Here is a 24,529-nt window from a genome sequence, read left to right as displayed (position 1 = left end):
CCGTCACCGCCAATTCAGTTGGCTTGCACACTCGGGGTTGGAGCTCTCCGGCGATACTACTCAGGTGGCTGCCGGAGGCGGCCTCAGGAATGCTAAATCTAATCCGGGATAGGACACCTTCGCCATCGCCGCCACGTGTAGATCAGGATCGGCGTTGTTGCCGTAACTATCGCTTGCCAAGCTTCCTTGGGCCCACCCTCCGAGAGCCCTCAGAGTATCGGGGCCAGCCTCGCTACGGCGCAGTGCGTCGCGAAAACTGTGCCTGAGCGAATAGAACGACTGTCTTGGCCCGACGACGATTGCTTCCTTCAAGAAGGTTTCACGGAAGCGTTTCAATGAATACGACGCCCAGTTCCCGTACATATCTTTCTTAAGGCCGCCGAACAGACGCTCGGCTTTGGCTTTCTGCTTGCCCTGGGCAAACTCGACAAACCCGAGTGCAATCAGTTCTGGATGAACAGGTAATTTCCTTTTGCTCGTAGAGGTTTTCAGGGTTTTTGCGGGCTGGTCCGTTCCGTCATCGTCGTCGTCATAAGAGGCGACCACATCGACAAACCAGGTCCCCTTGGCTGAACGTTTCAAATCGGAGGGCAACATTTGGCAAATCTCATTCGGACGCATGCCCATGAACAGGCTGAGCAAGGGCAGCCAGTAGCGCCATTCGCGGTCCGGCTTAGCATACGGAACCGCCGCGTTCGGTGCGCAGCTTTGGTAGAAGGCCCCGGTGAAGAATGCCTTGATTTGATCGAGCGCAAATGGCTCGCGCTTATCTTCTGCCTTGTCGGCATCCCGTTTAAGTGGTCGCATGGTTGCGGCAGGGTTATGAGGTAGGAGGCGCTTGAGTTCAGCCAACTGAAGGATGCCGCGAAGCGTATCCAAATACGTTGCCTGAGTGACCGGGGACAGGAGGGGCTTGCCGTCTTTCGCGCCCTTCTTGATAGCTTCCTCTAAGGCCAGTCCAGGGTAGTGCTTCGTTCGATTGCTAGGCGTCTTTGCCAAAAGGCTGCGAGCCCTTAGGCAAACATCGTAGTCGATAGACGAGACGGGCGTATCGTCCCCTATCAACTCACGCACCAGAGCGACCTGGGCTTTTATCTTGTCCTGCCATTTGGCCGACATACCATTGGCTTCAGCCTCTTCGATCTGCATCGTCTGGTACTGATTGGCCAATTGCTCGAACCGAAGCGCCTTGGGACGGGCGGGGTCAAACGCTACATCGAAAAAGTTCTTGCCGAGATCATCCTGGTAATGTGCCAGCTTACGTCGGCCCAATTCGAGCAGTCCACGCCGAACCACTTCGGCAAACCGGCCGTTGATCGTGCTCGACACCGACTTGGGATCTTGCCCCGCTCCGACTAGCAATTTGTCGCCTATCGCGCCGATCCATTCATCGGCTCGGAAGTCGTCCGGGTCCCGCAAAATCGAGATATCGCGTTCGATATTTTCGACCGCATCTTTCCGTTCTGCAGTGGTGGCTGGGGTCGCCGTCTCTCGCTCTTCGAAATGTCGCGAATTGCTCGCAACATAGGCTCGAACGAGTTCAAGTAATTCCTGGTCGCTGAGTGGCGCCTTCGGAGACTGAGGTGGAGATTGTGATTTCTCCGCTTGGAGCAACGCGAACTTCGCGCTCCACTTTACGTTCTCGATTTCGACGAGCTTCTTGGCTTGTTTTTTATCCTTCGTGTGCAGCGAATGGACGATGATGGGCCGGCCCATCGCGGCCACGAGGTGCTTCGGCACCGCGCGCCGATAGTACCAAACCCCTTTGCGGTTCAGGAGGCGAGCGTCGGACACGTCTTTCATGCTCCAAAATGTATCACTAAAGTGATGCAGACGGGAGATGTAAGACGTTGAATTCGCTATTTTCTAAGCGTTACAGCTGCTTAGAGGACTGTTTGGTGGAGCCAATCGGAATCGAACCGACGACCTCTTGAATGCCATTCAAGCGCTCTCCCAACTGAGCTATGGCCCCACTCCCGGCAGTCAGCCGGCGCCGTTTCCGGCGAAGAGATCCGGCGCGGTTGGGACCGCGCCGTCGTTTAGTGCTGGCGGCTTCTAGCGCCGCCTTCGGTCAAGATCAAGCCTTCAAAGACCGCTTTTTCGTCACAGGCGAAAATGGCCGGCAAACGATCGGAATCAGACCTCGTCCTCGTCGTCGCCGACGCCGATCATGTCGGAGACGTCGTCATCCTCTTCCTCTTCGTCGGCGAGGAAGGTGTCGTCGTCATCGTCGCCGAGATCCACATCCTCATCGTCGCCGAGATCGGGAAGATCATCGGCGCCGCCCTTGGTCTCCTCGTCGGCATCTTCCAGCGAAACGAGTTCGGCGCCTTCTTCGTCCTCGGCGTCGACTTCCTTGTCGGCGACTTCCTCATCCTCCTCGAGGGCGGAAATCTTACCTTCCTCGAAATAGGAGCGCGGATAGCTCTTGCCGGTATAAGGCGAGACGATCGGGTCCTTGTTCAGGTCGTAGAATTTCCGTCCCGTCTCAGGGTCGATACGTTTGGTGCCAAGTTCAGCTTTTGCCACGTCAGGCCTCGTCAATAAAAGAATGGTCCCCTTAACCGCAGTTTTGGGCGCTGTCAAAGCCAAAAGACATGTGCCCGAAACCAGCTTTTCAAAGGCTTGCGCCAAGGGGATGACCATTGCCGCGCGCCGTGATACGAGACCGCCGCATCATGACGAACTAGGCCGGCCAGCCGGCATTTCATTTGGACGACAAAATGTCTCATTCCGCCGCCGCTAAACCAGCCACGGCCCGCAAATCCCCAGCGCTGGCCGGCACCGCGCGGGTGCCGGGCGACAAATCGATCTCGCACCGCTCCTTCATGTTCGGCGGCCTCGCCTCCGGCGAGACGCGCATCACCGGCCTGCTCGAGGGCGAGGACGTGATGCGCACGGGCGCCGCCATGAAGGCGATGGGCGCGCATATCGAGAAGAGGGGCGCCGAATGGGTGATCCGCGGCACCGGCAACGGCGCGCTGCTCGAGCCGGAAGGCCCCCTCGATTTCGGCAATGCCGGCACCGGCTCGCGCCTCACCATGGGCCTCGTCGGCACCTATGACATGGAGACGACCTTCATCGGCGACGCGTCGCTCTCGGGCCGGCCGATGGGCCGGGTGCTCGACCCGCTGCGCCAGATGGGCGTGCAGGTGCTGAAGGCAGCACCCGGCGACCGCATGCCGATCACGTTGCGCGGCCCGAAGCATGCCGCGCCGATCACCTATCGCGTGCCGATGGCGTCGGCCCAGGTGAAGTCGGCGGTGCTGCTTGCCGGCCTCAATACGCCCGGCATCACCACCGTGATCGAGCCGGTGATGACGCGCGACCATACCGAAAAGATGCTGAAGGGTTTTGGCGCCAACCTGACCGTCGAGACCGACGAGCGCGGCGTCCGACACATCTTCATCGAGGGTCAGGGCAAGCTGACGGGGCAGACGATCGCCGTGCCGGGCGATCCTTCGTCGGCCGGCTTCCCCCTGGTGGCGGCGCTCATCGTGCCGGGTTCCGACATCGTCATCGAGAACGTGCTGATGAACCCGACGCGCACCGGCCTGCTGCTGACGCTGCAGGAAATGGGCGGGCGCATCGACATCCTCAATCCGCGCAGTGCCGGCGGCGAGGATGTCGCCGACCTGCGCGTGCGCTCCTCGGAGCTCAAAGGCGTCGTCGTGCCGCCCGAACGCGCGCCGTCGATGATCGATGAATATCCGGTGCTGGCGGTTGCGGCGAGCTTCGCCGAGGGCGAGACGCTGATGCAGGGCCTCGAGGAATTGCGCGTCAAGGAATCCGACCGGCTGTCGGCGGTGGCCAACGGGCTCAAGCTCAACGGCGTCGACTGCACCGAGGGCGAGGCATCGCTTGCGGTGCGCGGCAAGCCGGGCGGCAAGGGGTTGGGCGCGCATCCTAACGGTCACGATACGGTGGTGAAGACGCATCTCGACCACCGCATCGCCATGAGCTTCCTCGTCATGGGCCTGGCCACCGAGAAGCCGGTGACGATCGACGACGCAAACATGATCGCGACGAGCTTTCCGGAATTCATGGGGCTGATGAAGGGGCTGGGCGCGGAGATCGAGTGAGATACGTCCACGTCCATTGGAAGCATGACACACCGGAGGAGCCGTCCCATCTCTGGTACGAAATTGCCGGCGATAACTTTCAGAATCGGACCATAGAGTTCTATGCTGATGGTGCTGCGGGCTATGCAATTCGCGGCAACGCCATCGACGGCTCGGACGATATTAAGGTCGGGGGGACCGAGAATTCCAGCGAAGCCTTCCCTGACCTAGGTGAGATCAATTCGGACAGCCAGTTCGAGGCATCGGAGGTTACAGCTGCCGAGTTCGAGCATCAGTGGAAGAAAGCGCTTGCATCGAGGGTTCGAATGACGAAAGGCCTCACGATCGCCATCGACGGTCCCGCCGGGGCAGGCAAGGGCACGCTCGCCCGCCGGCTCTCCGATCACTATCGGTTGAACCTGCTCGACACCGGCCTCACCTATCGCGCCGTCGCCCACAAGCTCCTGGAGCTCGGCCTGCCGCTCGACAACGTCTCGGCCGCCGAAACCGCGGCGCGGCAGGTCGATCTTTCGAACCTCGACCGGACGGTGCTGTCTGCGCATGCGGTGGGCGAGGCGGCCTCGAAGGTCGCGGTCATTCCCACCGTCCGGCGCATCCTGGTCGAAAAGCAGCGCGAGTTCGCCAAGGCGCCGCCTGGCGCGGTGCTCGACGGCCGCGACATCGGCACCGTGGTGTGCCCCGACGCCGACATCAAGCTCTATGTCACGGCAAGCGCCGAGGTGCGGGCGAAGCGCCGGCTGGCCGAGATCGAGAGCATGGGCGGCAGCGCCGATTTCGCCACGATCCTCGCCGACATCGAGCGCCGCGACGAGCGCGACATGGGCCGCGCCGACTCGCCCTTGAAGCCGGCGGCGGACGCGCACTTGCTTGATACCAGCGAAATGGCTATAGAGGCCGCGTTTCTGGCGGCGATGGCGATCGTTGACGAGGTCCTTGCCAAGAGAAACGAGGCCTGATCGGGCTTTTCGGTTGCCTCGGGCGGCGAAAATACCCATATCGGGCACGAACCAGCCTGCCAGCATTCTTCATGCGCCGGACTTGCCACTCAAATATGTGGCCAAGGGCTCTTCAGCCCGGAACGCCGGCAGGCTCACGCAACGCTAACCCACGGCGCCCGCTCCGCGAAAAGCCGGAGCATTCCAGGAGAAACAATGTCAGCTGCTAATCCGTCTCGCGACGATTTCGCGAGCATGCTCGAAGAATCATTCACCGCCGGCCATTCCGGCGAGGGCCAGGTTGTCCGGGGCACGATCACCGCGATCGAAAAGGACATGGCCATCATCGATGTCGGCCTCAAGGTCGAAGGCCGCGTGCCGCTGAAGGAATTCGGCGCCAAGGGCAAGGACTCCTCCCTCAAGGTCGGCGACACCGTCGAGGTCTATGTCGAGCGCATCGAGAACGCGCTTGGCGAAGCCATGCTGTCGCGCGAGAAGGCACGCCGCGAGGAGAGCTGGGTGCGCCTCGAGGAGAAGTTCACCAAGGGCGAGCGCGTCGAAGGCGTCATCTTCAACCAGGTCAAGGGCGGCTTCACCGTCGACCTCGACGGCGCCGTGGCGTTCCTGCCGCGCAGCCAGGTCGATATCCGTCCGATCCGCGACGTCACCCCGCTGATGCACAACCCGCAGCCCTTCGAGATCCTCAAGATGGATCGCCGCCGCGGCAACATCGTGGTGTCGCGCCGCACCGTGCTCGAGGAGAGCCGCGCCGAACAGCGTTCGGAAATCGTGCAGAACCTCGAGGAAGGCCAGGTGGTGGAAGGCGTGGTCAAGAACATCACCGATTACGGTGCGTTCGTCGACCTCGGCGGCATCGACGGCCTGCTGCATGTCACCGACATGGCATGGCGCCGCGTCAACCATCCGACCGAGATCCTCAACATCGGCCAGACGGTCAAGGTGCAGATCATCCGCATCAACCAGGAAACCCACCGCATCTCGCTCGGCATGAAGCAGCTCGAGTCGGATCCGTGGTCGGATATCGGCACCAAGTTCCCGATCGGCAAGAAGATCAAGGGCACAGTCACCAACATCACCGACTACGGCGCGTTCGTCGAGTTGGAGCCGGGCATCGAGGGCCTCATCCACGTTTCGGAAATGTCGTGGACGAAGAAGAACGTGCACCCCGGCAAGATCCTGTCGACGACCCAGGAAGTCGACGTGGTGGTGCTCGAGGTCGATCCGGCCAAGCGCCGCATCTCGCTCGGCCTCAAGCAGACGCTGGAGAACCCGTGGGAAGCCTTCGCTCGCAACCATCCGGTCGGCAGCCAGGTCGAGGGCGAGGTCAAGAACAAGACCGAGTTCGGCCTGTTCATCGGCCTGGAAGGCGACGTGGACGGCATGGTGCACCTGTCCGACCTCGACTGGACCCGTCCGGGCGAGCAGGTCATCGAAGAGTACAATCGCGGCGACATGGTCAAGGCGCAGGTGCTCGACGTCGACATCGAGAAGGAGCGTATCTCGCTCGGCATCAAGCAGCTGGCCCGTGACACGGTCGGCGAGGCGGCGAGCAGCGGCGAGCTGCGCAAGAACGCCGTCGTGACCTGCGAGGTCATCGGCGTGAAGGATGGCGGTCTGGACGTGCGGCTGGTCGACAGCGGCCTCGAGACCTTCATCAAGCGCTCCGACCTTTCGCGCGACCGCGACGAGCAGCGCCCCGAGCGCTTCACCGTCGGCCAGAAGGTCGATGCCCGCGTCATCGCCTTCGACAAGAAGACCCGTAAGCTGCAGGTCTCGATCAAGGCGCTGGAAATCGCCGAGGAGAAGGAAGCGGTCGCCCAGTACGGCTCGACCGACTCCGGCGCGTCGCTCGGCGACATCCTGGGCGCGGCGCTGAAGAAGCAGGGCAACTAAGCCAAGGCCTTCGACCCGAACAACAAAAACCCCGCCGGAGCGATCCGGCGGGGTTTTTCTTTTGGTTGGGCTACCGGCAATCCAGGAAAAATGTCAGCGGTTTTCCGTCCGGAATTGCGTAAACAAAAGAGATAGCCGTCAGGCCCGACCGTAAAGCGGAACCAGCGTGCCGCTCATGGCCTGGTTGGCGGGCGAGGCGAGATAGGCGATCGCTTCGGCGGCGGCCTCGAGGCTGACCCATTTGCTGAAATCGGCGTCCGGCATGCTGTCGCGGTTGGCCTGCGTGTCGAGCGTCGAGGGGGCCACAGCATTGACCAGGATGCCCTTGTGCTTCAACTCTTCGGCCATCGCCACCGTCATTGCCGCCACCGCCGCCTTGCTCGCCGTATACGCGACCATGCCCGAACCTTTGCGCGGTTCCAGCGCCGCCCGCGCGGTGACGTTGACGATGCGGCCGGCCGTGCTGGAGGCCAGCATCGAGCGCACCGCGGCGCGGCTGCACAGGAAGGCCGTACGGGCGTTGGTGTCCATCATCTCGGCGAAGGAGGCCGACTCGATCTTCTCGACCGGCGCCATGGTGAAGCCGCCGGCAAGGTGGATCGAGGCCCAGAGCGCAGGCACCTGATGGTAGAAGGCCTCGACCTTGGCCGAATCCGACAGGTCTACATTATGCGCCAGATGCACGCTGGCATGGGCCGCGTAAGGAAAATGCGGCGGGGCCGCCGCGTGGGCGTTGGGCACGTGGCAGATCGCGCCTTGCTCCAGCAACCTGCCGACAACCGCGCCGCCGAGCGCCCCAGTGCCGCCCGTCACGACGACATGCCTGCCATTCAGCGTTTCCGTCATACTTAGACCGCTCCTGTCATTTTTTTATGATTATATCTTGGGTTATGCCGCCCCAGGCTCGAACGTCGCGCCTTTCGCGCTGTCACTCAATTGAAATATCGACATGGCTGGCGCAGCGTCTTTGCATGCGTCGGACCGTCGCGGGCGACGCCAATCGCCAGCACGCCGGCAGGGCCGAGCAGCGGTCGCGCCAGCTTCAGTCGACGGTGATCTCGATCACGCGCGGCCTGGCCGCCGCCCGCGCGCGCTTCAGCGCTTCGGCAAGACCGCCGGCCCCGGTCAGGCGCTCGGCCTCGATGCCATAGGCCTCGGCGAGCTTGCAGAAATCCGGCGGCGCCGGCGAGACACCGACCGGCTCGACCCCGACATCGAGCATCGAGGTTTCGATCTCGCGATAGCCGCGATTGTTCCAGACGACGAAGATCACCGGCGTCCCGGCATCGAGCGCCGCGCCGATCTCCGGCAGGGTGAACTGGAAGCCGCCGTCGCCGGTGAGACACACCACCGGCGCCTCCGGCACGGCAAGCGCTGCGCCGATTGCCGCCGGCGGACCGTAGCCCAACGCTCCGAAGCCGGTCGCGGCGTTGAACCAGCCGCCGGGACGGTCGTGGTCGTAATAGAGGTTGGCGGCATAGATCGGCTGGGTTGAATCGCCGACGATGATGGCGCCCGGCAGCGCGTCGCGGATCGTCTCCACGGCGCGAACCTGCGCCAGGTATTCGGGCCGCAGCTCGGCCAGCGCGGCCTTACGCGCGGCGGCCGCGCGGGCTTCCCCTTCCTGGGCTGCGGGGCGGCCCGGCCCGATCGCCGACAGCAAAGCCTCGACGCCTTCGGAGCAATCCGCCTGGATGCCGACCTTGACGGGCCGGCGCGCGATCTGGTCGGCGCCGATATCGATGCGGATCAGATTCTTCGGCAACACGAAGCCGCCGTCGCCATAGCCGTCATAGTCGGTGGGGCCGAATTCGGTGCCGGCGGCGATCACCACGTCGGCGTCCGCCATCAGCGCACGCACGGCGTTCAGGCTGGGGCTCGCCGGCACGCAAAGCGGATGGCCATGCAGGAGGCCGCGCGCATTGGCGGTCTCGACGACGGGCGCGCCGAGCGTCTCGGCCAGGCGCCGCAGCGCCGCATCGGCCTTCCTGGCGCCGCCGCCGGAAAGGATCAGCGGGCGGCTGGCGGCCTTGATCAACTTCGCCGCTTCGGCGACCGCAGCGGCGTCCGGCGCCGGCGGCGCGGCATTGCTCAGCGCCGCCGCGATGCCGTCTGCAGGCTTGACCATGACATCGGTGGGAATCTCGATATGCACCGGACCCGGCCGCGCCGACGAGAAGAGCGCGAAGGCGCGGGCGAGCGCGGCCGGCAATTGTTCGACCTCGGTGATGCGCTCGGAAGACAGCGCCACCTTTTCCATCATGCCGCGCTGGTCGGGCAGCTCATGCAGGAAGCCCAGGCCCTTGCCCAGCGTATCGGTGGCGTTGACGCCGGAGATGACCAGCATCGGCACCGAATCGGCGCGCGCCTGGCCCATGGCGGTGATGGTGTTGGTCAGCCCCGGCCCGGTGATGACGAAGGCGACGCCCGGCCGGCCGCCGGCGCGCGCATAACCGTCGGCCATGAAGCCGGCGCCCTGCTCGTGGCGCGGCGTGACATGGCGGATCCTCGAGCGCGCCAGGCCACGATAGAGCTCGACCGTATGCACGCCCGGAATGCCGAAGACGGTGTCGACGCCATGCGCTTCGAGCAAAGTGATCAGCGCTTCGCCGATGGTGGTCATTGGTCTTCTCCCTGTTCCGGCGCAAGTCCGAGCTCGGCTTCTATGGCTTTGATGCCGATCGCCGCCAATTCGCCGGGCGAGAACATCTCGCCGGCCAGGCAGCCCTCGACCCAGAGCCCGTCGATGATCGCGTTGATCGCGATGGCATGGTGCCGAAGTTCGGCCGCGTCCGGCTTGCGCTGCTCGGCGGCAAGCACTTCGGCCACGACGGCCTCCACCTCGTTGCGAAAGCCGAGATAGCCTTCGCGGTGGGCGCGGGCGAGCGTCGGATCCGCGCCGGCGCGGCCGATGAAGGTCGCCCACAGCGAGAACACCCGCTGGTCGATGATCGGCGCATTGAGATTGGCGGTGACGAAAGCCGCGAGGCGTTGGCGCGGCGAGGCATCTTCCATGGCCAAGGCCGCTTTCGCCTGCTCGGTCATGCGGCCCATCAACGCCGCATAGGCTTCCTGCAGCAAGTCTTCCTTGCCGGGGAAATAGTGGCGGATCAGCCCGGCGGTGACGCCGGCGCGCAGGGCGATGGTGCGCACGGTTGCGCCTTCGAGGCCATGTTCGGCCACGCTGTCCAAGGTGGCATCGATGAGATCCTGCCGCCGCCGCTCCTCACCCTCGCGGCGGAACTTGCGACGGGACGGCGCATTCATTGGCGCAGGATCGGCCGCGTCAGGCATGTCGGACCGCCTTCGCAGGCGATGCAGAGCGCGTCCGCCTCGAAGATTTCGACCGTGCAGCCGGCGGCTTCCATCGCGGCCTTGGTCCTAGGGAAGCCGGCCACGGCGATGACCTTCAACGGACTGGTCGGCAGCACGTTCAGGCTGAGGCCGTTGGAGGCGGCGAACTCTTGCGGGTCACCTTCGACGAGGCGAATGCCGCGCGCCTTCAGCATCTGGTAGAACGGGGCCGGCAGAAGCGGCGAATAGACCAGCGCGAGGTCGTCTGCCAGCGGGCTGATCACCGACATCAGATGCAGGCACGCTTCTTCGCCCTGCCACAGCGGCAGGTCGAAGCCATAGACGGAAATGCCGAGCGGCGTCAGCAGGTTGGCTACCTGTTGGATGCCTTCCTGGTTGGTGCGCACGCCGCGCCCGATCGCCAGCGTGCGGGCATCCACCCACACACAGTCGCCACCTTCGACCTGGCCGGGCGCTTCGACGCGGCCAAGGATCGGAATGCCCAGCCTTTTGTAGGTTTCCTCATGCAGCGAAGGCTCCTTGGCGCGCAACGGCTTGCCCATCGACAGGATCAGCGCGCCACGGTCGGTCATCAGCGACGGATCATGCGTGAACACCGAATCCGCGAGACCGTCGGGCCTGTCCTCGATCCACTCGATCTCGGCGCCGGAAGCCGCCACCAGCTCGGCGAGGGCCGCATGCTGCGCGGCTGCCTTCGCCGGGTTGAACCCGGGGCCATAGTGCCAGGCTGCCCTGTCGGCGTCGCGCATGGCGTTGGCCGCCGAACGCATCAGCACACGCCGCAACGGCGCCGCCATGGACTGTGATCCGAAAGCGCTCATCGATGCCCTTCTAAGATGAAAAAAAGCGAAAAAATTTCATGAAGGGCTATTTATACACTTGCACAACAACGCCGCAAGTGCCGTAATGAGCGGGATTGACGGGCTCGCGCTGCCGGGTCCATGCTGAAGTCTGGAGTGGGCAGGACAGCGTATGTTGATTAGCCGGATAGACCTTCGACGACCTGTCGTCGGCCATATTGAGGGCACCCGGTGAGCGCGGCAGGAACCGCCGAAGTCCGATCCGGCGAGGCGCAAAGCAGCGCCGCCGAAGCTATCCACGTCGAGAACCTGCATAAAAAATTCGGCCAGTTGCACGTGCTGAAGGGAGTTTCGCTGTCGGCGCGCGACGGCGAGGTGGTCGCCATCATCGGCGGCTCCGGCTCCGGGAAATCGACGCTGCTGCGCTGCATCAACTGCCTGGAAAATCCGACCAGCGGCATCATCCGCGTCAATGGCGAGGAGATCAAGCTCAAGGCCGACAGCCACGGCCACACCGTTCCGGCCGACCGCAGGCAGATCGAGCGGATACGCTCCAAGCTCGGCATGGTGTTCCAGAGTTTCAACCTGTGGAGCCACATGACGCTGATCGAGAACGTCATCGAGGTTCCGGTGCATGTGCTGGGCGTCAAGCGCGACGAGGCGATCGCGCAGGCCGAGAAGCTGCTTGCCCGCGTCGGGCTGGCCGAGAAGCGCGACGTCTATCCGGCCTTCCTGTCCGGCGGGCAACAGCAGCGCGCCGCCATCGCCAGGGCGCTGGCGATCAATCCGCGCGTCATGCTGTTCGACGAGCCGACGTCGGCGCTCGATCCGGAACTGGTCGGCGAAGTGCTGAAAGTGATCGGCGACCTGGCGCGCGAGGGGCGCACCATGGTGCTGGTGACGCATGAAATGAAGTTCGCCCGCGAGGTCGCGACGCATGTCGTCTATCTCTACAACGGGCTGGTCGAGGAGGAAGGTCCGCCGGAACAGCTGTTCGGCGCGCCCAAATCCGAAAGGCTCAAACAATTCCTCCGCAATGTCGGCTAGGAGCCGGCATCAAGCGGAGCGAAAAACCGGGAACAACAACAAACTGGGAGTCCTGAAATGAAGACTGTTCTCAAGACCTTCGCCACAGCGCTGCTTCTCGGCGTCGCGGCGATGGGCGGCGTGGCCAAGGCCGAGCAGGTCAAGATCGGCGTCGCCGCCGAGCCCTACCCGCCCTTCACCTCGCCCGACGCGACCGGCAAATGGGTGGGCTGGGAGATCGACTTCGTCAACGCCGTCTGCGCCGAGGAGAAACTCGACTGCGTCATCACGCCGGTCGCCTGGGACGGCATCATCCCGGCGCTGACCACCAAGAAGATCGACGCCATCGTCTCCTCGATGTCGATCACCGACGAGCGCAAGAAGACGATCGACTTCTCCGATAAGTACTACAACACCCCGACCGCGATCATCGGGCCGAAGGACCAGAAATTCGGCGCCACGCCTGACGACCTCAAGGGCAAGGTGATCGGCGTCCAGGTATCCACGGTGCATGCCGTCTACGCCAAGAAGCACTTCACCGGCGCGCAGGAGATCAAGGAATATCAGACGCAGGACGAAGCCAACAACGATCTGGCCGCCGGCCGCATCGACGCGGTGCAGGCCGACTCGATCGCGCTCGGCGAATTCCTGAAAACCGACCAGGGCAAGGCCTGCTGCGATCTTAAGGGCATGGTGGCTCCGGACGACGAAGTGCTTGGACCGGGCGTCGGCGCCGGCATCCGCAAGGAGGACACCGCGCTCAAGGAAAAGTTCAACGCCGGCATCAAGGCGATCCGCGCCAACGGCAAATATGACGAGATCTCGAAGAAGTATTTCGACTTCGACATCTATGGCGGCGCCACGCAGTCAAACTGAGCCCCTCTCGCAAACGAGTGAGGGCATGGCGTCCGCGCCATGCCCGACCCTTGCCACGCACGCTTGCCGCTGATCTTGACTTCAGCGGCTTGCCAGCAATCCGGGGGCGAAGCTGATCGACGCCTTTCTTCCGGCCTCCGCGGCCGGCATCATCGAACTCCTGTCACCCGTGGCGCCCGGCTGGGGCGGCACGCTGCTGATCGGCCTGCTTCATTCGATCGAGATCGCCGTGGGCGCAACCTGCCTCGGCCTCATGATCGGCACCGCCGGCGCCTTCGGCAAGCTCTATGGCGGCCCGGTGACGCGCGACCTTCTGGCCGTCTACACCACGGTGGTCCGCGCGGTGCCGGAACTGGTGCTGATCCTTTTGCTGTATTATGCCGGCACCGACCTCATCAACCAGGTGCTGACGGCAATGGGCTACAGCCGTGTCGACATCAGCGGACTCGCGGCCGGCATCTTCGTGCTGGGTTTCGTCCAGGGCGCCTATTCGACCGAAGTCATCCGCGGCGCCATCCTCGCCATCCCCCAGGGCCAGATCGAGGCTGCCCGAGCCTACGGCATGCCGCCCGGCCTGATGCTGCGACGCATCACGCTACCGGCCATGCTGCCCTTCGCCATACCCGGCCTCGCCAATCTCTGGCTCATCGCCACCAAGGACACCGCCCTGCTCGCCGTCGTCGGCTTCTTCGAACTGACGCTGGCGACGCGCCAGGCTGCGGGCGTCACCAAAGCCTACCTGCTCTTCTATCTCGCGGCCGGCGCGCTCTATCTCGCACTCACGCTGTTCTCCAATCTGATCATCGGCCGGGTCGAGGCATGGTCGCGGCGCGGCATGCCTTCCGTCAAGGAGGCGCGCTGATGTCAGCCGAAGCCACCGCGATCGACATGGCGGCGCGTGCCTCGATCTGGCTCAAGCCGCACCGCATCGTGCTGATCTTGATCGCCTTGGCGCTGGTGCTCTGCGCGGCCTTCTTCATGCGTTGGGACTGGCTGCCGCAATATTGGGAAATGGGCCTGATGGGCATCTGGCGGGCGCTGTGGATCCTTGCCGTCACTTGCGCGCTGGGCTTTGCGCTGGCCGTGCCGCTCGGGCTCGCCCAGGCCGGCGGGCCGATCTGGTTCTCGGCGCCGGCAAAAGCCTTCTGCACGATCATCCGGGGAACGCCGCTGCTCCTGCAGCTCTGGCTGCTCTATTACGGCCTCGGCTCGGTCTTCCCGCAATATCCATGGATCCGCGAATCGTGGCTGTGGCCATACCTCAGGCAGGCCTGGCCCTACGCCGTGGTGGCGCTGACCTTCTCCTTCGCCGGCTATGAGGGCGAGGTGATGCGCGGCGCCTTTGCCGGCGTGCCGCGCGGACAGCTGGAGGCGGCCCGAGCGTTCGGCATGAGCCGTTGGAAAATCTTCTGCCGCATCTGGCTGCCGCAAGCCTTCTACCGGGCGCTGCCGACGCTGACCGGCGAGACCGTGCTGCAGCTGAAGTCGACGCCGCTGGTGGCGACGATCAGCGTCATCGACATCTTCGCCGTCTCCTCCAAGGTGCGCCAGGACACGTACCTGACCTACGAGCCTTTGCTGCTTCTGGCACTGATCTATATGACGATCACCGGCATCCTGGTCTTCGTGTTCAGCCGGATCGAGGCGCGGATTCCGGTGAAGATCGGTTAGTAGGGGAGTAGGGGAGTAGGGGAGTAGGGGAGTAGGGGAGTAGGGGAGTGTTCAGCCACGATCCGCATTCACATTTCCATCCCCAGTCGCTATTCGCTCCACAATTTCCCCCTACTCCCTTATTCCCCTACTAACCTACTCCCTTAGGACAGCGACGATGCAACTCACCCTCGACCAGGCAACAGGCCTATGCCGGATGGCGGCGCTCGGCGCCGGCGCCAATGAGGAGGCGGCGCAGTCGCTGACCGCTTCCATCATCGCCGCGGAGGCGGAAGGCCTGTCGACGGTCGGGCTGTCGCATTTCATCGACTATCTGGAAGCGCTCGAAGCCGGCCGCATCGACGGCAATGCCGATCCGGTGGTCACCCGGCCGGCGCTCGCCGTCTACCTCTCCGACGCGCGCGGCGGGCTTGCCCATACGGGCTTCGACCGCACGATCGATGACCTGATCAAGGCGGCAAAACTGTTCGGCGTCTCGATCTTCTCGCAGAAGAACGCCTATACATGCGGCGCGCTCGGGTATTTCACCGGCCGGCTGGCGGAACAGGGGCTGGTCTCCTTCGCCGCCACCAACGGGCCGGCGGTGCTGGCCGGTTCAGGCTCGGTCAAGCCGGTCTATTGCACCAATCCGATGTCCTTCGCCTCGCCGGCCGCCGACGGGCCGCCGCTGGTCATCGACCAGTCGTCGAGCGCCACCGCTTTCGTCAACATCCGCAAGGCGGCCGAAGACGGCAAGAAGATCCCCGAAGGCTGGGCGCTGGACGCCAGCGGCAATCCGACCACCGATCCGGCGGCGGCGATGAAGGGTGCGATGCTCGCATTCGGTGGCCAGCGCGGCGCCAACATCGCTTTGATGGTCGAGGTGCTGGCCGCCGGCATTTCCGGCGCCAACTGGTCGCTCGACGCGCCCTGGTTCACCGGCGGGCCCGACAGCCCCGGCACCGGCCTTTTTGTCCTGGCCATCGAGCCAAAACTGCTCGACCCGGATTTCGAGCAGCGCATGAAGGACCAGCTCGACCGGCTGCGGCGGCGCTATGGCGTGCATATTCCCGGCCGCTCCCGCGCCGAAGCCGCGGAGAAGGCAAAGGCGCGCGGCATCACCACGTCCAGGGCGGTCGTGCAGCGCATTTCGGAATTCGCCGAGCGCTATTCGGCCTGATTTTTCCCACGCTGTCGAACCTTTTTCGCCGCCTGACTCCACCCATATCCGGCACCCCACGCCGCGAGCCGCCTTGGTCGGCTTCGTCCGGCTCGCGGCTGGCGGCGCCGCGCCGGGCGTTCAGGGCGGGGGCGGGCGTGCTTGCTTCACGCCACCTTGATACCGTCTCAGGTCAGGCCGCCTCGTTGGACCCTGTTTCGGCGCGGACACTGCCCGGAAAACCCCGCTTCGGCGGGGTTTTCTGCTTTCTTCAACCGCTGCAGGAGGGGCGCTCCGGGCAGGTCCAAAAACAACGCAATGGCGACCTCCGGTCGCTCTTTGCCTTTGGCGAGAAACGGATTAAGAAACGGCTTCAGCCAAGCACGCGCGCGGAGCCAGTCATGACCGAAATCCTGCAGACCCCCAAGCTCGTCGTCGTCTTCGGCGGCTCGGGCTTCGTCGGTCGCCATGTCGTGCGGGCGCTCGCCAAGCGCGGCTACCGCATCCGTGTCGCCTGCCGGCGGCCCGATCTTGCCGGCCATGTGCAGCCGCTCGGCAATGTCGGCCAGATCCAGCCGGTGCAGGCCAATGTGCGCGTGCGTTGGTCGGTCGACCGCGCGGTGCAGGGCGCCGACCATGTCGTCAACCTCGTCGCCATCCTGCATGAGACCGGGCGTCAGAAGTTCGGCGCCGTGCACGATTTCGGCGCGCGCGCCGTCGCCGAGGCCGCCCGCTCGGTCGGCGCCGGCCTCACCCAGATCTCGGCGCTCGGCGCCGATCTCAATTCGCCGTCCGACTACGCACGCACCAAGGCGCTCGGCGAAAAGGCGGTGTTCGAGACGATTCCCGATGCCGTCATCTTCCGCCCTTCGATCAATTTCGGACCGGAGGACCGCTTCTTCAACCGCTTCGCCGGCATGGCGCGCCTCTCGCCCGTCCTGCCGCTGATCGGCGGCGGGCAGAACAAGCTGCAGCCGGTCTATGTCGGCGACGTCGCCGAGGCGATCGCGCGCTCGGTCGACGGCGATGTCAAGGGCGGCCAGATTTATGAACTCGGCGGCCCGCAGGTGCTGACGTTCAAGGAATGCATGGAGGAGATGCTTGCCGTGATCGAGCGCAGGCGCCTCCTGGTGCCAGTGCCGTGGTGGGTCGCGAACATCCAGGCGTCGATCCTTCAGTTGCTGCCCAATCCGCTCCTGACCAAGGACCAGGTGCTCCAGTTGCGCGAGCACAACATCGTCTCGGATGAAGCCGCCAAGGCAGCCAGGACGCTTGCCGGTCTCGGCATCCAGCCGCAGGCGGTCGCCACCATACTGCCCAGCTATCTGTGGCGCTTCCGCGCCGCCGGCCAGTTCCAGCAGCGCCGGCCGATCGCCGACCGCTAAAGTATTTCGTTACACCCGCCGCGAGACCTGCATCGGCAGGCCGCCCTGCGGCTGCGTGGTGAGCTTCTGCACCGGCCATGGCCGGGTGTCGGACGTCGCATCGAAGCGAAAGCGCGACAACAGGATCGCCAGCGCGATGATCGCCTCCTGCATGGCGAAGCTGGCGCCGATGCAGACGCGCGGGCCGGCGCCGAAAGGCAGGTACTGGAAGCGGTCGATCCGATCGCGGTTTTCCGGATGGAAGCGCTCCGGCATGAAGGCGTCCGGCCTGTCCCAGAGTTTTCTGTGGCGGTGCACGACCCAGGGCATCACCAGCACGGCGGCGTATTTCGGGATATAAAGGCCGTTCCAGGTCTCTGGCTCGATCGGCTCGCGGTTGATCGAGGGCGCCGGCGGATAGAGCCTGAGCGCCTCCTCGAAGGCGGCGCGGGTGAACGGCATCGCGTCCAGCCACTTCGTCGGATCGGGCTCACGCGCCAGCACCGCGTCGATCTCCTGCTCGACCTTGTCGCGCTCCCAGGGCGCCTCGGCCAGGCAATAGATGGTCCAGCCCAGCGCCCGCGCGGTCGTCTCATGGCCGGCTCCGATGAAGGTGATGATGTTGTCCTCGACCTCGGCGCGGGTCAGCCCGTCCGGTCCCTCGGCGCGCAGCAGAAGCGTGAGGAAATCCTGCGGTACGCCGCCCGGGTCGCGCTTCATCCGCTCCTCGCGCATCCTCACCGTGCCGGCAACGATGTTGCGGAAATAGGCCATGGTCTTGCGACCGCGGATGCGGGTGAGGCGCGGCAGCCATTCGGGCGCGCGCAGAAGGTCGAGCGGGTCGACGCGGCCCATGGTCTCGAACAGGCGGTCGATCTCCTTGGCGAAGCTGCCCGGCTCACCGGCGATCTCGCCGGAAAACAGCGTCTCGGCCAGGATGTCATAGGTGAGCAGCGTCATGTCGTGGGCGACATCGGTCGTGCCACCAGCCTCGTATCTGGTGACGAAATCCAACGTGCGCTTCAGCATCGGCGCGGCGAAGCCGAAGATGTGGCGCGGCGTGAACACCGGCGCCATGGCCTTGCGCGAGCGTTTCCAGACCTCGCCCTCGGCAGTCAGCAGTCCGTCGCGCAGGATCGGACGCAGGATCAGCTGGCGCACCGTGGCCATCTTGTAGTTCCTGGCGTTGTCGATCAGAACGTGGCGGATGAGGCCGGGATCGTTGGCGACGATCAGATGCCCGCCGACGCCATTCGCCGAAATCCAGGGTTCGTTGTAGGTGTGCTCGCCCCACAATTCGAGCGGGTTGCGGTAGACGATGCGCATCATCTCCAGCGTCGAGGGCGGCTCGGTGCGCGGCTTCGGCGCCGGCGGCACGAAGGGGGCGGGCTTGGTGTCCATGAAGATGCTCCGCTGACAGCGCCGAATGTAGTGCCCTACGAAGCAGGCGTCCATGTGACAGGCAACCGGCGGCGAAGCGCTGAAGACTCTGCGGCCGCCGCACAGGTGCGGAGTCCTCCGGTACGGCACTTGCGGGGCCGCGTTTCGGCGCGGCTTTCGCGGTCGGATGCCCACCTGCGCAGGCCAGCATCTCGTGCGGGCCTGAAAAGACCGCTCGCCAAGCCGGCAAAATGGCCGCAAACCTTGGAAAAGCAACCGTTTGCGCCTATATCTAGGACATCAAAACGGCGCGATTCGCGGCCATTTTTCCGCGCCGGACCATCGACATCAATCAGACAGGTATTCATGAGCGACCAGACCGAAAGCGCCATTGGCGTGGAAGCCGAGTACGGCGCCGATTCCATCAAGGTTTTGAAGGGGTTGGATGCTGTGCGCAAGCGGCCAGGCATGTATATCGGCGACACCGATGACGGCTCGGGCCTGCATCACATGGTCTATGAGGTGGTGGACAACGCCATCGACGAGGCGCTGGCCGGCCACGCCGACCTCGTCTCGGTCACGCTCAACCCCGATGGTTCGGTGACCGTCATCGACAATGGCCGTGGAATTCCGACCGATATCCACCCCTCGGAGGGTGTTTCGGCGGCCGAAGTGATCATGACGCAGCTGCATGCCGGCGGCAAATTCGACCAGAACTCCTACAAGGTGTCCGGCGGCCTGCACGGCGTCGGCGTCTCGGTGGTCAACGCGCTTTCCGCTTGGCTAAAGCTCAAGATCCGCCGCAACGGCGAAATCTTCGAGATGAGCTTCACGCATGGCAATGCCGACGCGCCGCTTAAGGTCACCGGCACCTATGTGCAGGACAAGCAGCCCGGCACCTACGAGGGCCGCAGCGGCAGCGAGATCACCTTCTTCCCGTCGGCCGAGACCTTCAGCATGATCGAATTCGATTTCGGCACGCTGGAGCATCGCCTGCGCGAGCTTGCCTTCCTCAATTCGGGCGTGCGCATCATCCTGACCGACGCGCGCCATGCCGACCTCGTGCGCCACGAGCTGCATTATGACGGCGGCCTGGAAGAGTTCGTGAAGTATCTCGACCGGGTGAAGAAGCCGCTGATCGAGGCGCCGATCGCCATCCGCGCCGAGCGCGACGGCATCACGGTCGAAGTGGCGATGTGGTGGAACGACAGCTACCATGAGAACGTGCTGGCCTTCACCAACAACATCCCGCAACGCGACGGCGGCACGCATCTGGCGGGCTTCCGCGCGGCGCTGACCAGACAGATCACCGGCTATGGTGAATCCTCCGGCCAGACCAAGAAGGAAAAGGTCTCGCTCACCGGCGACGACTGCCGCGAAGGCCTGACCGCGGTGCTTTCTGTCAAGGTGCCGGACCCGAAATTCTCCTCGCAGACCAAGGACAAGCTGGTTTCCTCCGAGGTGCGCCCGGTGGTGGAGAGCCTGGTCAACGAGGCGCTCGGCACCTGGCTGGAAGAACATCCGAGCGAAGGCAGGGTGGTGGTCGAGAAGGTGATCCAGGCGGCCGCTGCGCGCGAAGCCGCGCGCAAGGCGCGCGACATCACCCGCAAGAGCACGCTCGGCGTCACCTCGCTGCCCGGCAAGCTCGCCGACTGCCAGGAGCGCGACCCGGCCAAGTCGGAAATCTTCATCGTCGAGGGTGACTCGGCCGGCGGCTCGGCCAAGGGCGGCCGCTCGCGCCAGAACCAGGCGATCCTGCCGCTGCGCGGCAAGATCCTCAATGTCGAGCGCGCCCGCTTCGACCGCATGCTCTCCTCCGACATGATCGGCACGCTGATCACCGCGCTCGGCACCTCGATCGGCAAGGACGAGTTCAACGCCGACAAGCTGCGCTACCACAAGATCATCCTGATGACGGACGCCGACGTCGACGGCGCCCACATCCGCACGCTGCTGCTGACCTTCTTCTTCCGGCAGATGCCGGAGTTGATCGAGCGCGGCCATCTCTACATCGCCCAGCCGCCGCTCTACAAAGTGACGCGGGGCAAGAGCTCGCAATATCTCAAGGACGAGAGCGCCTATGAGGAATATCTGATCGAGTCCGGACTGGACGAGGCCTCGCTGGTGCTGGCCTCCGGCGAGGTCCGGACGGGACAGGATTTGCGCGCCTCGGTCGACGACGCGCTGGCGGTGCGCCAGCTGATCAACGGGCTGCACACGCGCTACAACCGCAGCGTCGTCGAGCAGGCGGCGATCGCCGGAGCGCTCAACGCCGACGTGCTTGCCGATCTCGGCCGCGCCAACGCGATGGCCGAGCGCGTCGCGAAGCGGCTGGACATGATCGCCGAGGAGACCGAGCGCGGCTGGACCGGGCGGCTGTCGACCTCCAATGACGGCTCCGGCGGCTATGTGTTCGAGCGCACCGTGCGCGGCGTGAAAGATGTGGTGCAGCTCGATGCCGGATTGATCAATTCGGCCGATGCGCGCCAGCTCGACCGCTACGCGCCGCGGCTTTCGGAAGTCTATGCCGAGCAGCCGAGCCTGCGCCGGAAAGAGACCTCGGAGCTGCTTTCGGGGCCGCTGGCGCTGCTCAACGCGGTGTTCGCTTCCGGCCGCAAGGGCCTCACCATGCAGCGCTACAAGGGCCTTGGCGAGATGAATGCCGAGCAGCTCTGGGAGACCACGCTGGACCCGAATGTGCGCTCGCTGCTGCAGGTCAAGGTCAACGACGCGACGGACGCCGACTCGCTGTTCTCGCGGCTGATGGGCGACGAGGTCGAGCCGCGGCGCGAGTTCATCCAGGACAACGCGCTGTCGGTGGCAAATCTGGATATCTGAGCGCGCCTTACACAGTCAAAAGAAAGGCCCGGCAAATGCCGGGCCTTTCTTTTTGACGCCTGTTATACGGCTCAGTGATCCATTGCCTTGACGATTTCCTCGGTCATTTTCTTGGCGTCGCCGAGCAGCATCATGGTGCCGTCCTTGTAGAACAGCGTGTTGTCGATGCCGGCATAGCCGGAGCCTAGCGAGCGCTTGACGAACAGGCAGGTGCGGGCCTTGTCGACGTCGAGGATCGGCATGCCGTAGATCGGCGAGGACTTGTCGTCGCGCGCGGACGGATTGGTGACGTCGTTGGCGCCGATGACATAGGCGACGTCGGCCTGCGCGAACTCCGAGTTGATGTCCTCCAGCTCGAACACCTCGTCGTAAGGCACGTTGGCCTCGGCGAGCAGCACGTTCATGTGGCCCGGCATGCGGCCGGCGACCGGGTGGATGGCGTATTTGACCTCGACACCGGCGGCCTTGAGCTTGTCGGCCATTTCGCGCAGCGCGTGCTGCGCCTGGGCGACGGCCATGCCGTAGCCGGGCACGATGATGACCTTCTGGGCGTTCATCATCAGATAGGCAGCATCGTCGGCCGAGCCCTGCTTGACGGTACGCTCGATGCCGTCGTCGGCAGCCGCGGCCGTCTCGCCGCCGAAACCGCCGAGAATGACCGAGATGAAGGAGCGGTTCATGCCCTTGCACATGATGTAGGACAGGATCGCGCCCGACGAGCCGACCAGCGCGCCGGTGATGATCAGCGCCAGATTGCCGAGCGTGAAGCCGAGTGCCGCCGCCGCCCAGCCCGAATAGGAATTCAGCATCGACACCACGACCGGCATGTCGGCGCCGCCGATCGGGATGATCAGGAGCACGCCGAGCACCAGCGAGGCGGCGACGATGAGCCAGAAGACGACCTTCGACTCGGTGGTGACCAGCAGCACGATCAGCACCGCCAGGGCGACGCCGAGGGCGATGTTGATGAGGTGGCGGCCGCCGATCATGATCGGCTTGCCGGACATGCGGCCGTCGAGCTTCAGGAAGGCGATGACCGAGCCGGTGAAGGTGATGGCGCCGATGGCGACGCCAAGGCTCATCTCGACCAGCGCCTGGGCGTGGATGTCGCCCGCCGTGCCGATGCCGAAGCTTTCCGGCGCGTAGATAGCTGCGGCGGCCACCATGACGGCGGCGAAGCCGACGAGCGAGTGGAAGGCGGCGACCAATTGCGGCATCGAGGTCATGGCGATGCGGCGCGCAGTGACCGCGCCGATGCCGCCGCCGATGGCGAGGCCGAGCACGATCAGGCCGAAACGGCCGGCCGAGGGGGTCGCCAGCGCCAGCGTGGTGGCGATGGCGATCGCCATGCCGATCATGCCGTAGAGGTTGCCCTGGCGGCTCGTGGTCGGATGCGACAGGCCGCGCAGCGCCAGGATGAACAGGATGCCGGAGACGAGATAGAGGAAGGAAGCGAGATTGACGGTCACGTCACTTTTCCTTCTTCTTGTACATGGCGAGCATGCGCTGGGTCACCAGGAAGCCGCCGAAGATGTTGACCGAGACCAGCACCAGAGCGACGAAGCCGAAGCCCGCCGCAAGGCCGGAAGCCGCGATGCCGACCGCGAGCAGCGCGCCGACAACGATCACGGAAGAGATTGCATTGGTGACGGCCATCAGCGGCGTGTGCAGCGCCGGCGTCACGGACCAGACGACATAATAGCCGACGAAGATCGCCAGCACGAAGATGGCGAAGCGGAAGACGAAGGGATCGATGGCGCCGCCCGAGAGCGCGTGCGCCGCGCCGCCGGCGGCATCGGCCGCGCCCGGCGCATTGTTGGCGAGATCCTGCACCGCGAGCCTAACGGCGGCGGTCGCCTGATCGAGCTGGTCGAGGGCTTTCTGCAAGGCGTCCATCACGCGGTCCCCTTAGGCTTGGCTGCGGCCTTCTTCCTTGCCGCCGGCTTGGCATCGGCGGCATCGGCAACCATGGTCGTCGCCGGAATGGCCGCCGGCTCGGTGCGCGGCTCCTCCGCCTTGGCGAAATTGGGATGCACGACCTTGCCGCCATCGGTCAACATCGTCGCCTTGACCAGTTCGTCGTCGCGCTTGATGGCGAGCGTCTTGGTCGTCTTGTCGACCATGGTCTCGAGGAAGGCGTAGAGGTTCTTGGCGTAGAGCAGCGAGGCGGAGGCGGCGACACGGCCAGGCACGTTGAGGTGGCCGATGATCTTGACCCCGTTCTCGGTGGTCACGACCTTACCGGGCACCGCGCCCTCGACATTGCCGCCGCGCTCGACCGCAAGATCGACGATCACCGAGCCCGGCTTCATCGAGGCGACCATGGCGGCCGACACCAGCTTCGGCGCCGGGCGGCCGGGGATCAGCGCGGTGGTGATGACGATGTCCTGCTTGGCGATGTGCTCGGCCGTCAGCGCCGCCTGCTTGGCCTGATATTCCTTCGACATTTCCTTGGCGTAGCCGCCGGCGGTCTCGGCCGCCTTGAACTCCTCGTCCTCGACCGCCAAGAACTTGGCGCCGAGCGACTGCACCTGCTCTTTCACCGCCGGGCGAACGTCGGTGGCGGTGACGACCGCGCCGAGGCGGCGCGCCGTGGCGATCGCCTGCAGTCCGGCGACGCCGACGCCCATGATGAAGGCTTTCGCCGCCGGCACGGTGCCCGCCGCCGTCATCATCATCGGCAGCGCGCGATCATATTCGGCGGCCGCGTCGATCACCGCCTGGTAGCCGGCGAGATTGGCCTGCGAGGACAGCACGTCCATCACTTGCGCGCGGGTGATGCGCGGCATGAATTCCATGGAGAAGGCGGTGATGCCGGCCTTGGCCATGGCGGCCACCGCGGCATCGTTGCCGTAGGGGTCCATGATGGCGATGACGGCGGCGCCCGGCTTGTAGCCCTTCAGCTCCGCATCCGTCGGACGGCGCACTTTCAGCACGACATCGGCGTTCTTGGCGTCGGCCGCCGTTCCGATGGTGCCCCCGGCAGCAATGAAATCCTGGTCGGGGATGCGGGAACCGAGGCCGGCGCCCTTTTCGACGATCACGTCGAAGCCGATACCCGTCAGGCGTTTGACCGTCTCCGGCGAGGCCGCGACGCGCGGCTCGTTCGGGTCGACCTCACGAGGGATGAATACTATCTGTCCCACCGGATGATCCTTTCGGCTGGAACCTTGTTGCGCAAGGCGTCGGC

Annotated in this window: 20 protein-coding genes, 1 tRNA gene and 1 pseudogene; 11 read left to right on the top strand and 11 right to left on the bottom strand. The window is 64.7% G+C overall.

Annotated features, from left to right (window positions below; genetic code table 11):
• Positions 1-60: 60 nt before the first annotated feature.
• The 3 genes from MJ8_RS02470 to MJ8_RS02460 form a co-directional block, all read right to left on the bottom strand.
• The gene (locus MJ8_RS02470) at positions 61-1,803 is read right to left on the bottom strand and encodes a site-specific integrase (RefSeq protein ID WP_201412924.1); all 1,743 of its coding nucleotides are present in this window, start codon (positions 1,801-1,803) and stop codon (positions 61-63) included.
• Positions 1,804-1,896: 93 nt separating this feature from the next.
• A tRNA-Ala gene (locus tag MJ8_RS02465) sits at positions 1,897-1,972 on the bottom strand.
• Between the two features lie 164 nt (positions 1,973-2,136).
• Positions 2,137-2,529: a TIGR02300 family protein gene (locus MJ8_RS02460; protein ID WP_201412923.1), complete on the bottom strand. Its 393-nt coding sequence runs from the start codon at positions 2,527-2,529 to the stop codon at positions 2,137-2,139.
• Between the two features lie 194 nt (positions 2,530-2,723).
• On the opposite strand from MJ8_RS02460, the gene aroA reads away from it, so the two are divergent.
• The 4 genes and pseudogenes from aroA (at position 2,724) to rpsA (ending at position 6,931) form a co-directional block, all read left to right on the top strand.
• On the top strand, positions 2,724-4,082 hold the full coding sequence (aroA, locus tag MJ8_RS02455) for a 3-phosphoshikimate 1-carboxyvinyltransferase (RefSeq protein ID WP_201412922.1): 1,359 nt from the start codon (positions 2,724-2,726) through the stop codon (positions 4,080-4,082).
• Positions 4,079-4,309: pseudogene (locus MJ8_RS32695) on the top strand (DUF6881 domain-containing protein); the annotation flags it as partial. The gene aroA and the pseudogene MJ8_RS32695, both read left to right, overlap by 4 nt.
• A 78-nt stretch (positions 4,310-4,387) precedes the next feature.
• The gene (gene cmk / locus MJ8_RS02450) at positions 4,388-5,038 is read left to right on the top strand and encodes a (d)CMP kinase (protein ID WP_201412921.1); all 651 of its coding nucleotides are present in this window, start codon (positions 4,388-4,390) and stop codon (positions 5,036-5,038) included.
• A gap of 195 nt (positions 5,039-5,233) precedes the next feature.
• Positions 5,234-6,931, top strand: a complete 1,698-nt coding sequence (gene rpsA, locus MJ8_RS02445) for a 30S ribosomal protein S1 (protein WP_040993565.1) — start codon at positions 5,234-5,236, stop codon at positions 6,929-6,931.
• Between the two features lie 138 nt (positions 6,932-7,069).
• Here the strand turns inward: rpsA and MJ8_RS02440 are convergent, their stop codons facing one another.
• The 4 genes from MJ8_RS02440 to MJ8_RS02425 all read right to left on the bottom strand — a co-directional run bounded on the left by MJ8_RS02440 (position 7,070) and on the right by MJ8_RS02425 (position 11,067).
• The gene (locus MJ8_RS02440) at positions 7,070-7,777 is read right to left on the bottom strand and encodes an SDR family NAD(P)-dependent oxidoreductase (RefSeq protein ID WP_201412920.1); all 708 of its coding nucleotides are present in this window, start codon (positions 7,775-7,777) and stop codon (positions 7,070-7,072) included.
• A 196-nt stretch (positions 7,778-7,973) separates the two neighbouring features.
• Positions 7,974-9,554 carry a 5-guanidino-2-oxopentanoate decarboxylase gene (locus tag MJ8_RS02435; RefSeq protein ID WP_201412919.1) on the bottom strand — a complete coding sequence of 527 codons (1,581 nt, stop codon included), beginning with the start codon at positions 9,552-9,554 and terminating at the stop codon, positions 7,974-7,976.
• Positions 9,551-10,225, bottom strand: coding sequence for a TetR family transcriptional regulator C-terminal domain-containing protein (locus tag MJ8_RS02430; protein WP_225248107.1), 675 nt, complete (start codon positions 10,223-10,225; stop codon positions 9,551-9,553). Before MJ8_RS02430 ends, MJ8_RS02435 begins: the two co-directional genes overlap by 4 nt.
• Positions 10,195-11,067 (bottom strand): dimethylarginine dimethylaminohydrolase family protein, encoded by an 873-nt coding sequence (locus tag MJ8_RS02425; RefSeq protein WP_201412918.1) that lies wholly within the window; start codon positions 11,065-11,067, stop codon positions 10,195-10,197. The genes MJ8_RS02430 and MJ8_RS02425 overlap by 31 nt, the downstream gene beginning before the upstream one ends.
• Positions 11,068-11,277: 210 nt before the next feature.
• On the opposite strand from MJ8_RS02425, the gene MJ8_RS02420 reads away from it, so the two are divergent.
• The 6 genes from MJ8_RS02420 (at position 11,278) to MJ8_RS02395 (ending at position 17,142) form a co-directional block, all read left to right on the top strand.
• Positions 11,278-12,093: an ABC transporter ATP-binding protein gene (locus MJ8_RS02420; RefSeq protein ID WP_318528201.1), complete on the top strand. Its 816-nt coding sequence runs from the start codon at positions 11,278-11,280 to the stop codon at positions 12,091-12,093.
• Between the two features lie 57 nt (positions 12,094-12,150).
• Complete coding sequence (locus MJ8_RS02415; protein WP_201412917.1) at positions 12,151-12,948, top strand: transporter substrate-binding domain-containing protein; 798 nt, start codon at positions 12,151-12,153, stop codon at positions 12,946-12,948.
• 196 nt (positions 12,949-13,144) lie between these two features.
• Entirely contained in the window at positions 13,145-13,810 is a 666-nt protein-coding gene (locus MJ8_RS02410; RefSeq protein WP_201415275.1) for an ABC transporter permease, read from the top strand.
• Positions 13,810-14,619, top strand: a complete 810-nt coding sequence (locus MJ8_RS02405; RefSeq protein ID WP_201412916.1) for an ABC transporter permease — start codon at positions 13,810-13,812, stop codon at positions 14,617-14,619. The genes MJ8_RS02410 and MJ8_RS02405 overlap by 1 nt, the downstream gene beginning before the upstream one ends.
• A 157-nt stretch (positions 14,620-14,776) precedes the next feature.
• Complete coding sequence (locus tag MJ8_RS02400) at positions 14,777-15,778, top strand: Ldh family oxidoreductase (protein ID WP_201412915.1); 1,002 nt, start codon at positions 14,777-14,779, stop codon at positions 15,776-15,778.
• A gap of 380 nt (positions 15,779-16,158) precedes the next feature.
• Positions 16,159-17,142 carry a complex I NDUFA9 subunit family protein gene (locus tag MJ8_RS02395; protein WP_201412914.1) on the top strand — a complete coding sequence of 328 codons (984 nt, stop codon included), beginning with the start codon at positions 16,159-16,161 and terminating at the stop codon, positions 17,140-17,142.
• A gap of 9 nt (positions 17,143-17,151) precedes the next feature.
• Here MJ8_RS02395 and MJ8_RS02390 read toward each other — a convergent pair whose 3' ends face one another.
• The gene (locus MJ8_RS02390) at positions 17,152-18,522 is read right to left on the bottom strand and encodes a cytochrome P450 (protein ID WP_201412913.1); all 1,371 of its coding nucleotides are present in this window, start codon (positions 18,520-18,522) and stop codon (positions 17,152-17,154) included.
• A 345-nt stretch (positions 18,523-18,867) separates the two neighbouring features.
• Here MJ8_RS02390 and gyrB point away from each other — a divergent pair, with 345 nt between their 5' ends.
• Positions 18,868-21,339 carry a DNA topoisomerase (ATP-hydrolyzing) subunit B gene (gene gyrB / locus MJ8_RS02385; RefSeq protein ID WP_201412912.1) on the top strand — a complete coding sequence of 824 codons (2,472 nt, stop codon included), beginning with the start codon at positions 18,868-18,870 and terminating at the stop codon, positions 21,337-21,339.
• Between the two features lie 71 nt (positions 21,340-21,410).
• On the opposite strand, the gene MJ8_RS02380 is transcribed toward gyrB, so the two are convergent.
• From MJ8_RS02380 to MJ8_RS02370, 3 genes are read right to left on the bottom strand one after another with little or no spacing between them, the layout of a single operon-like run.
• Complete coding sequence (locus MJ8_RS02380; RefSeq protein ID WP_201412911.1) at positions 21,411-22,808, bottom strand: NAD(P)(+) transhydrogenase (Re/Si-specific) subunit beta; 1,398 nt, start codon at positions 22,806-22,808, stop codon at positions 21,411-21,413.
• Between the two features lies 1 nt (position 22,809).
• On the bottom strand, positions 22,810-23,235 hold the full coding sequence (locus MJ8_RS02375) for a proton-translocating transhydrogenase family protein (RefSeq protein WP_041000216.1): 426 nt from the start codon (positions 23,233-23,235) through the stop codon (positions 22,810-22,812).
• Positions 23,235-24,485, bottom strand: coding sequence for a Re/Si-specific NAD(P)(+) transhydrogenase subunit alpha (locus MJ8_RS02370; RefSeq protein WP_201412910.1), 1,251 nt, complete (start codon positions 24,483-24,485; stop codon positions 23,235-23,237). Before MJ8_RS02370 ends, MJ8_RS02375 begins: the two co-directional genes overlap by 1 nt.
• Between the last annotated feature and the right edge of the window lie 44 nt (positions 24,486-24,529).

The organism is Mesorhizobium sp. J8, from assembly GCF_016591715.1.
Lineage (GTDB): Bacteria > Pseudomonadota > Alphaproteobacteria > Rhizobiales > Rhizobiaceae > Mesorhizobium.
The sequence above is the reverse complement of the archived record's forward strand: the minus strand, read 5'-3'. Positions and strand labels throughout refer to the sequence as shown.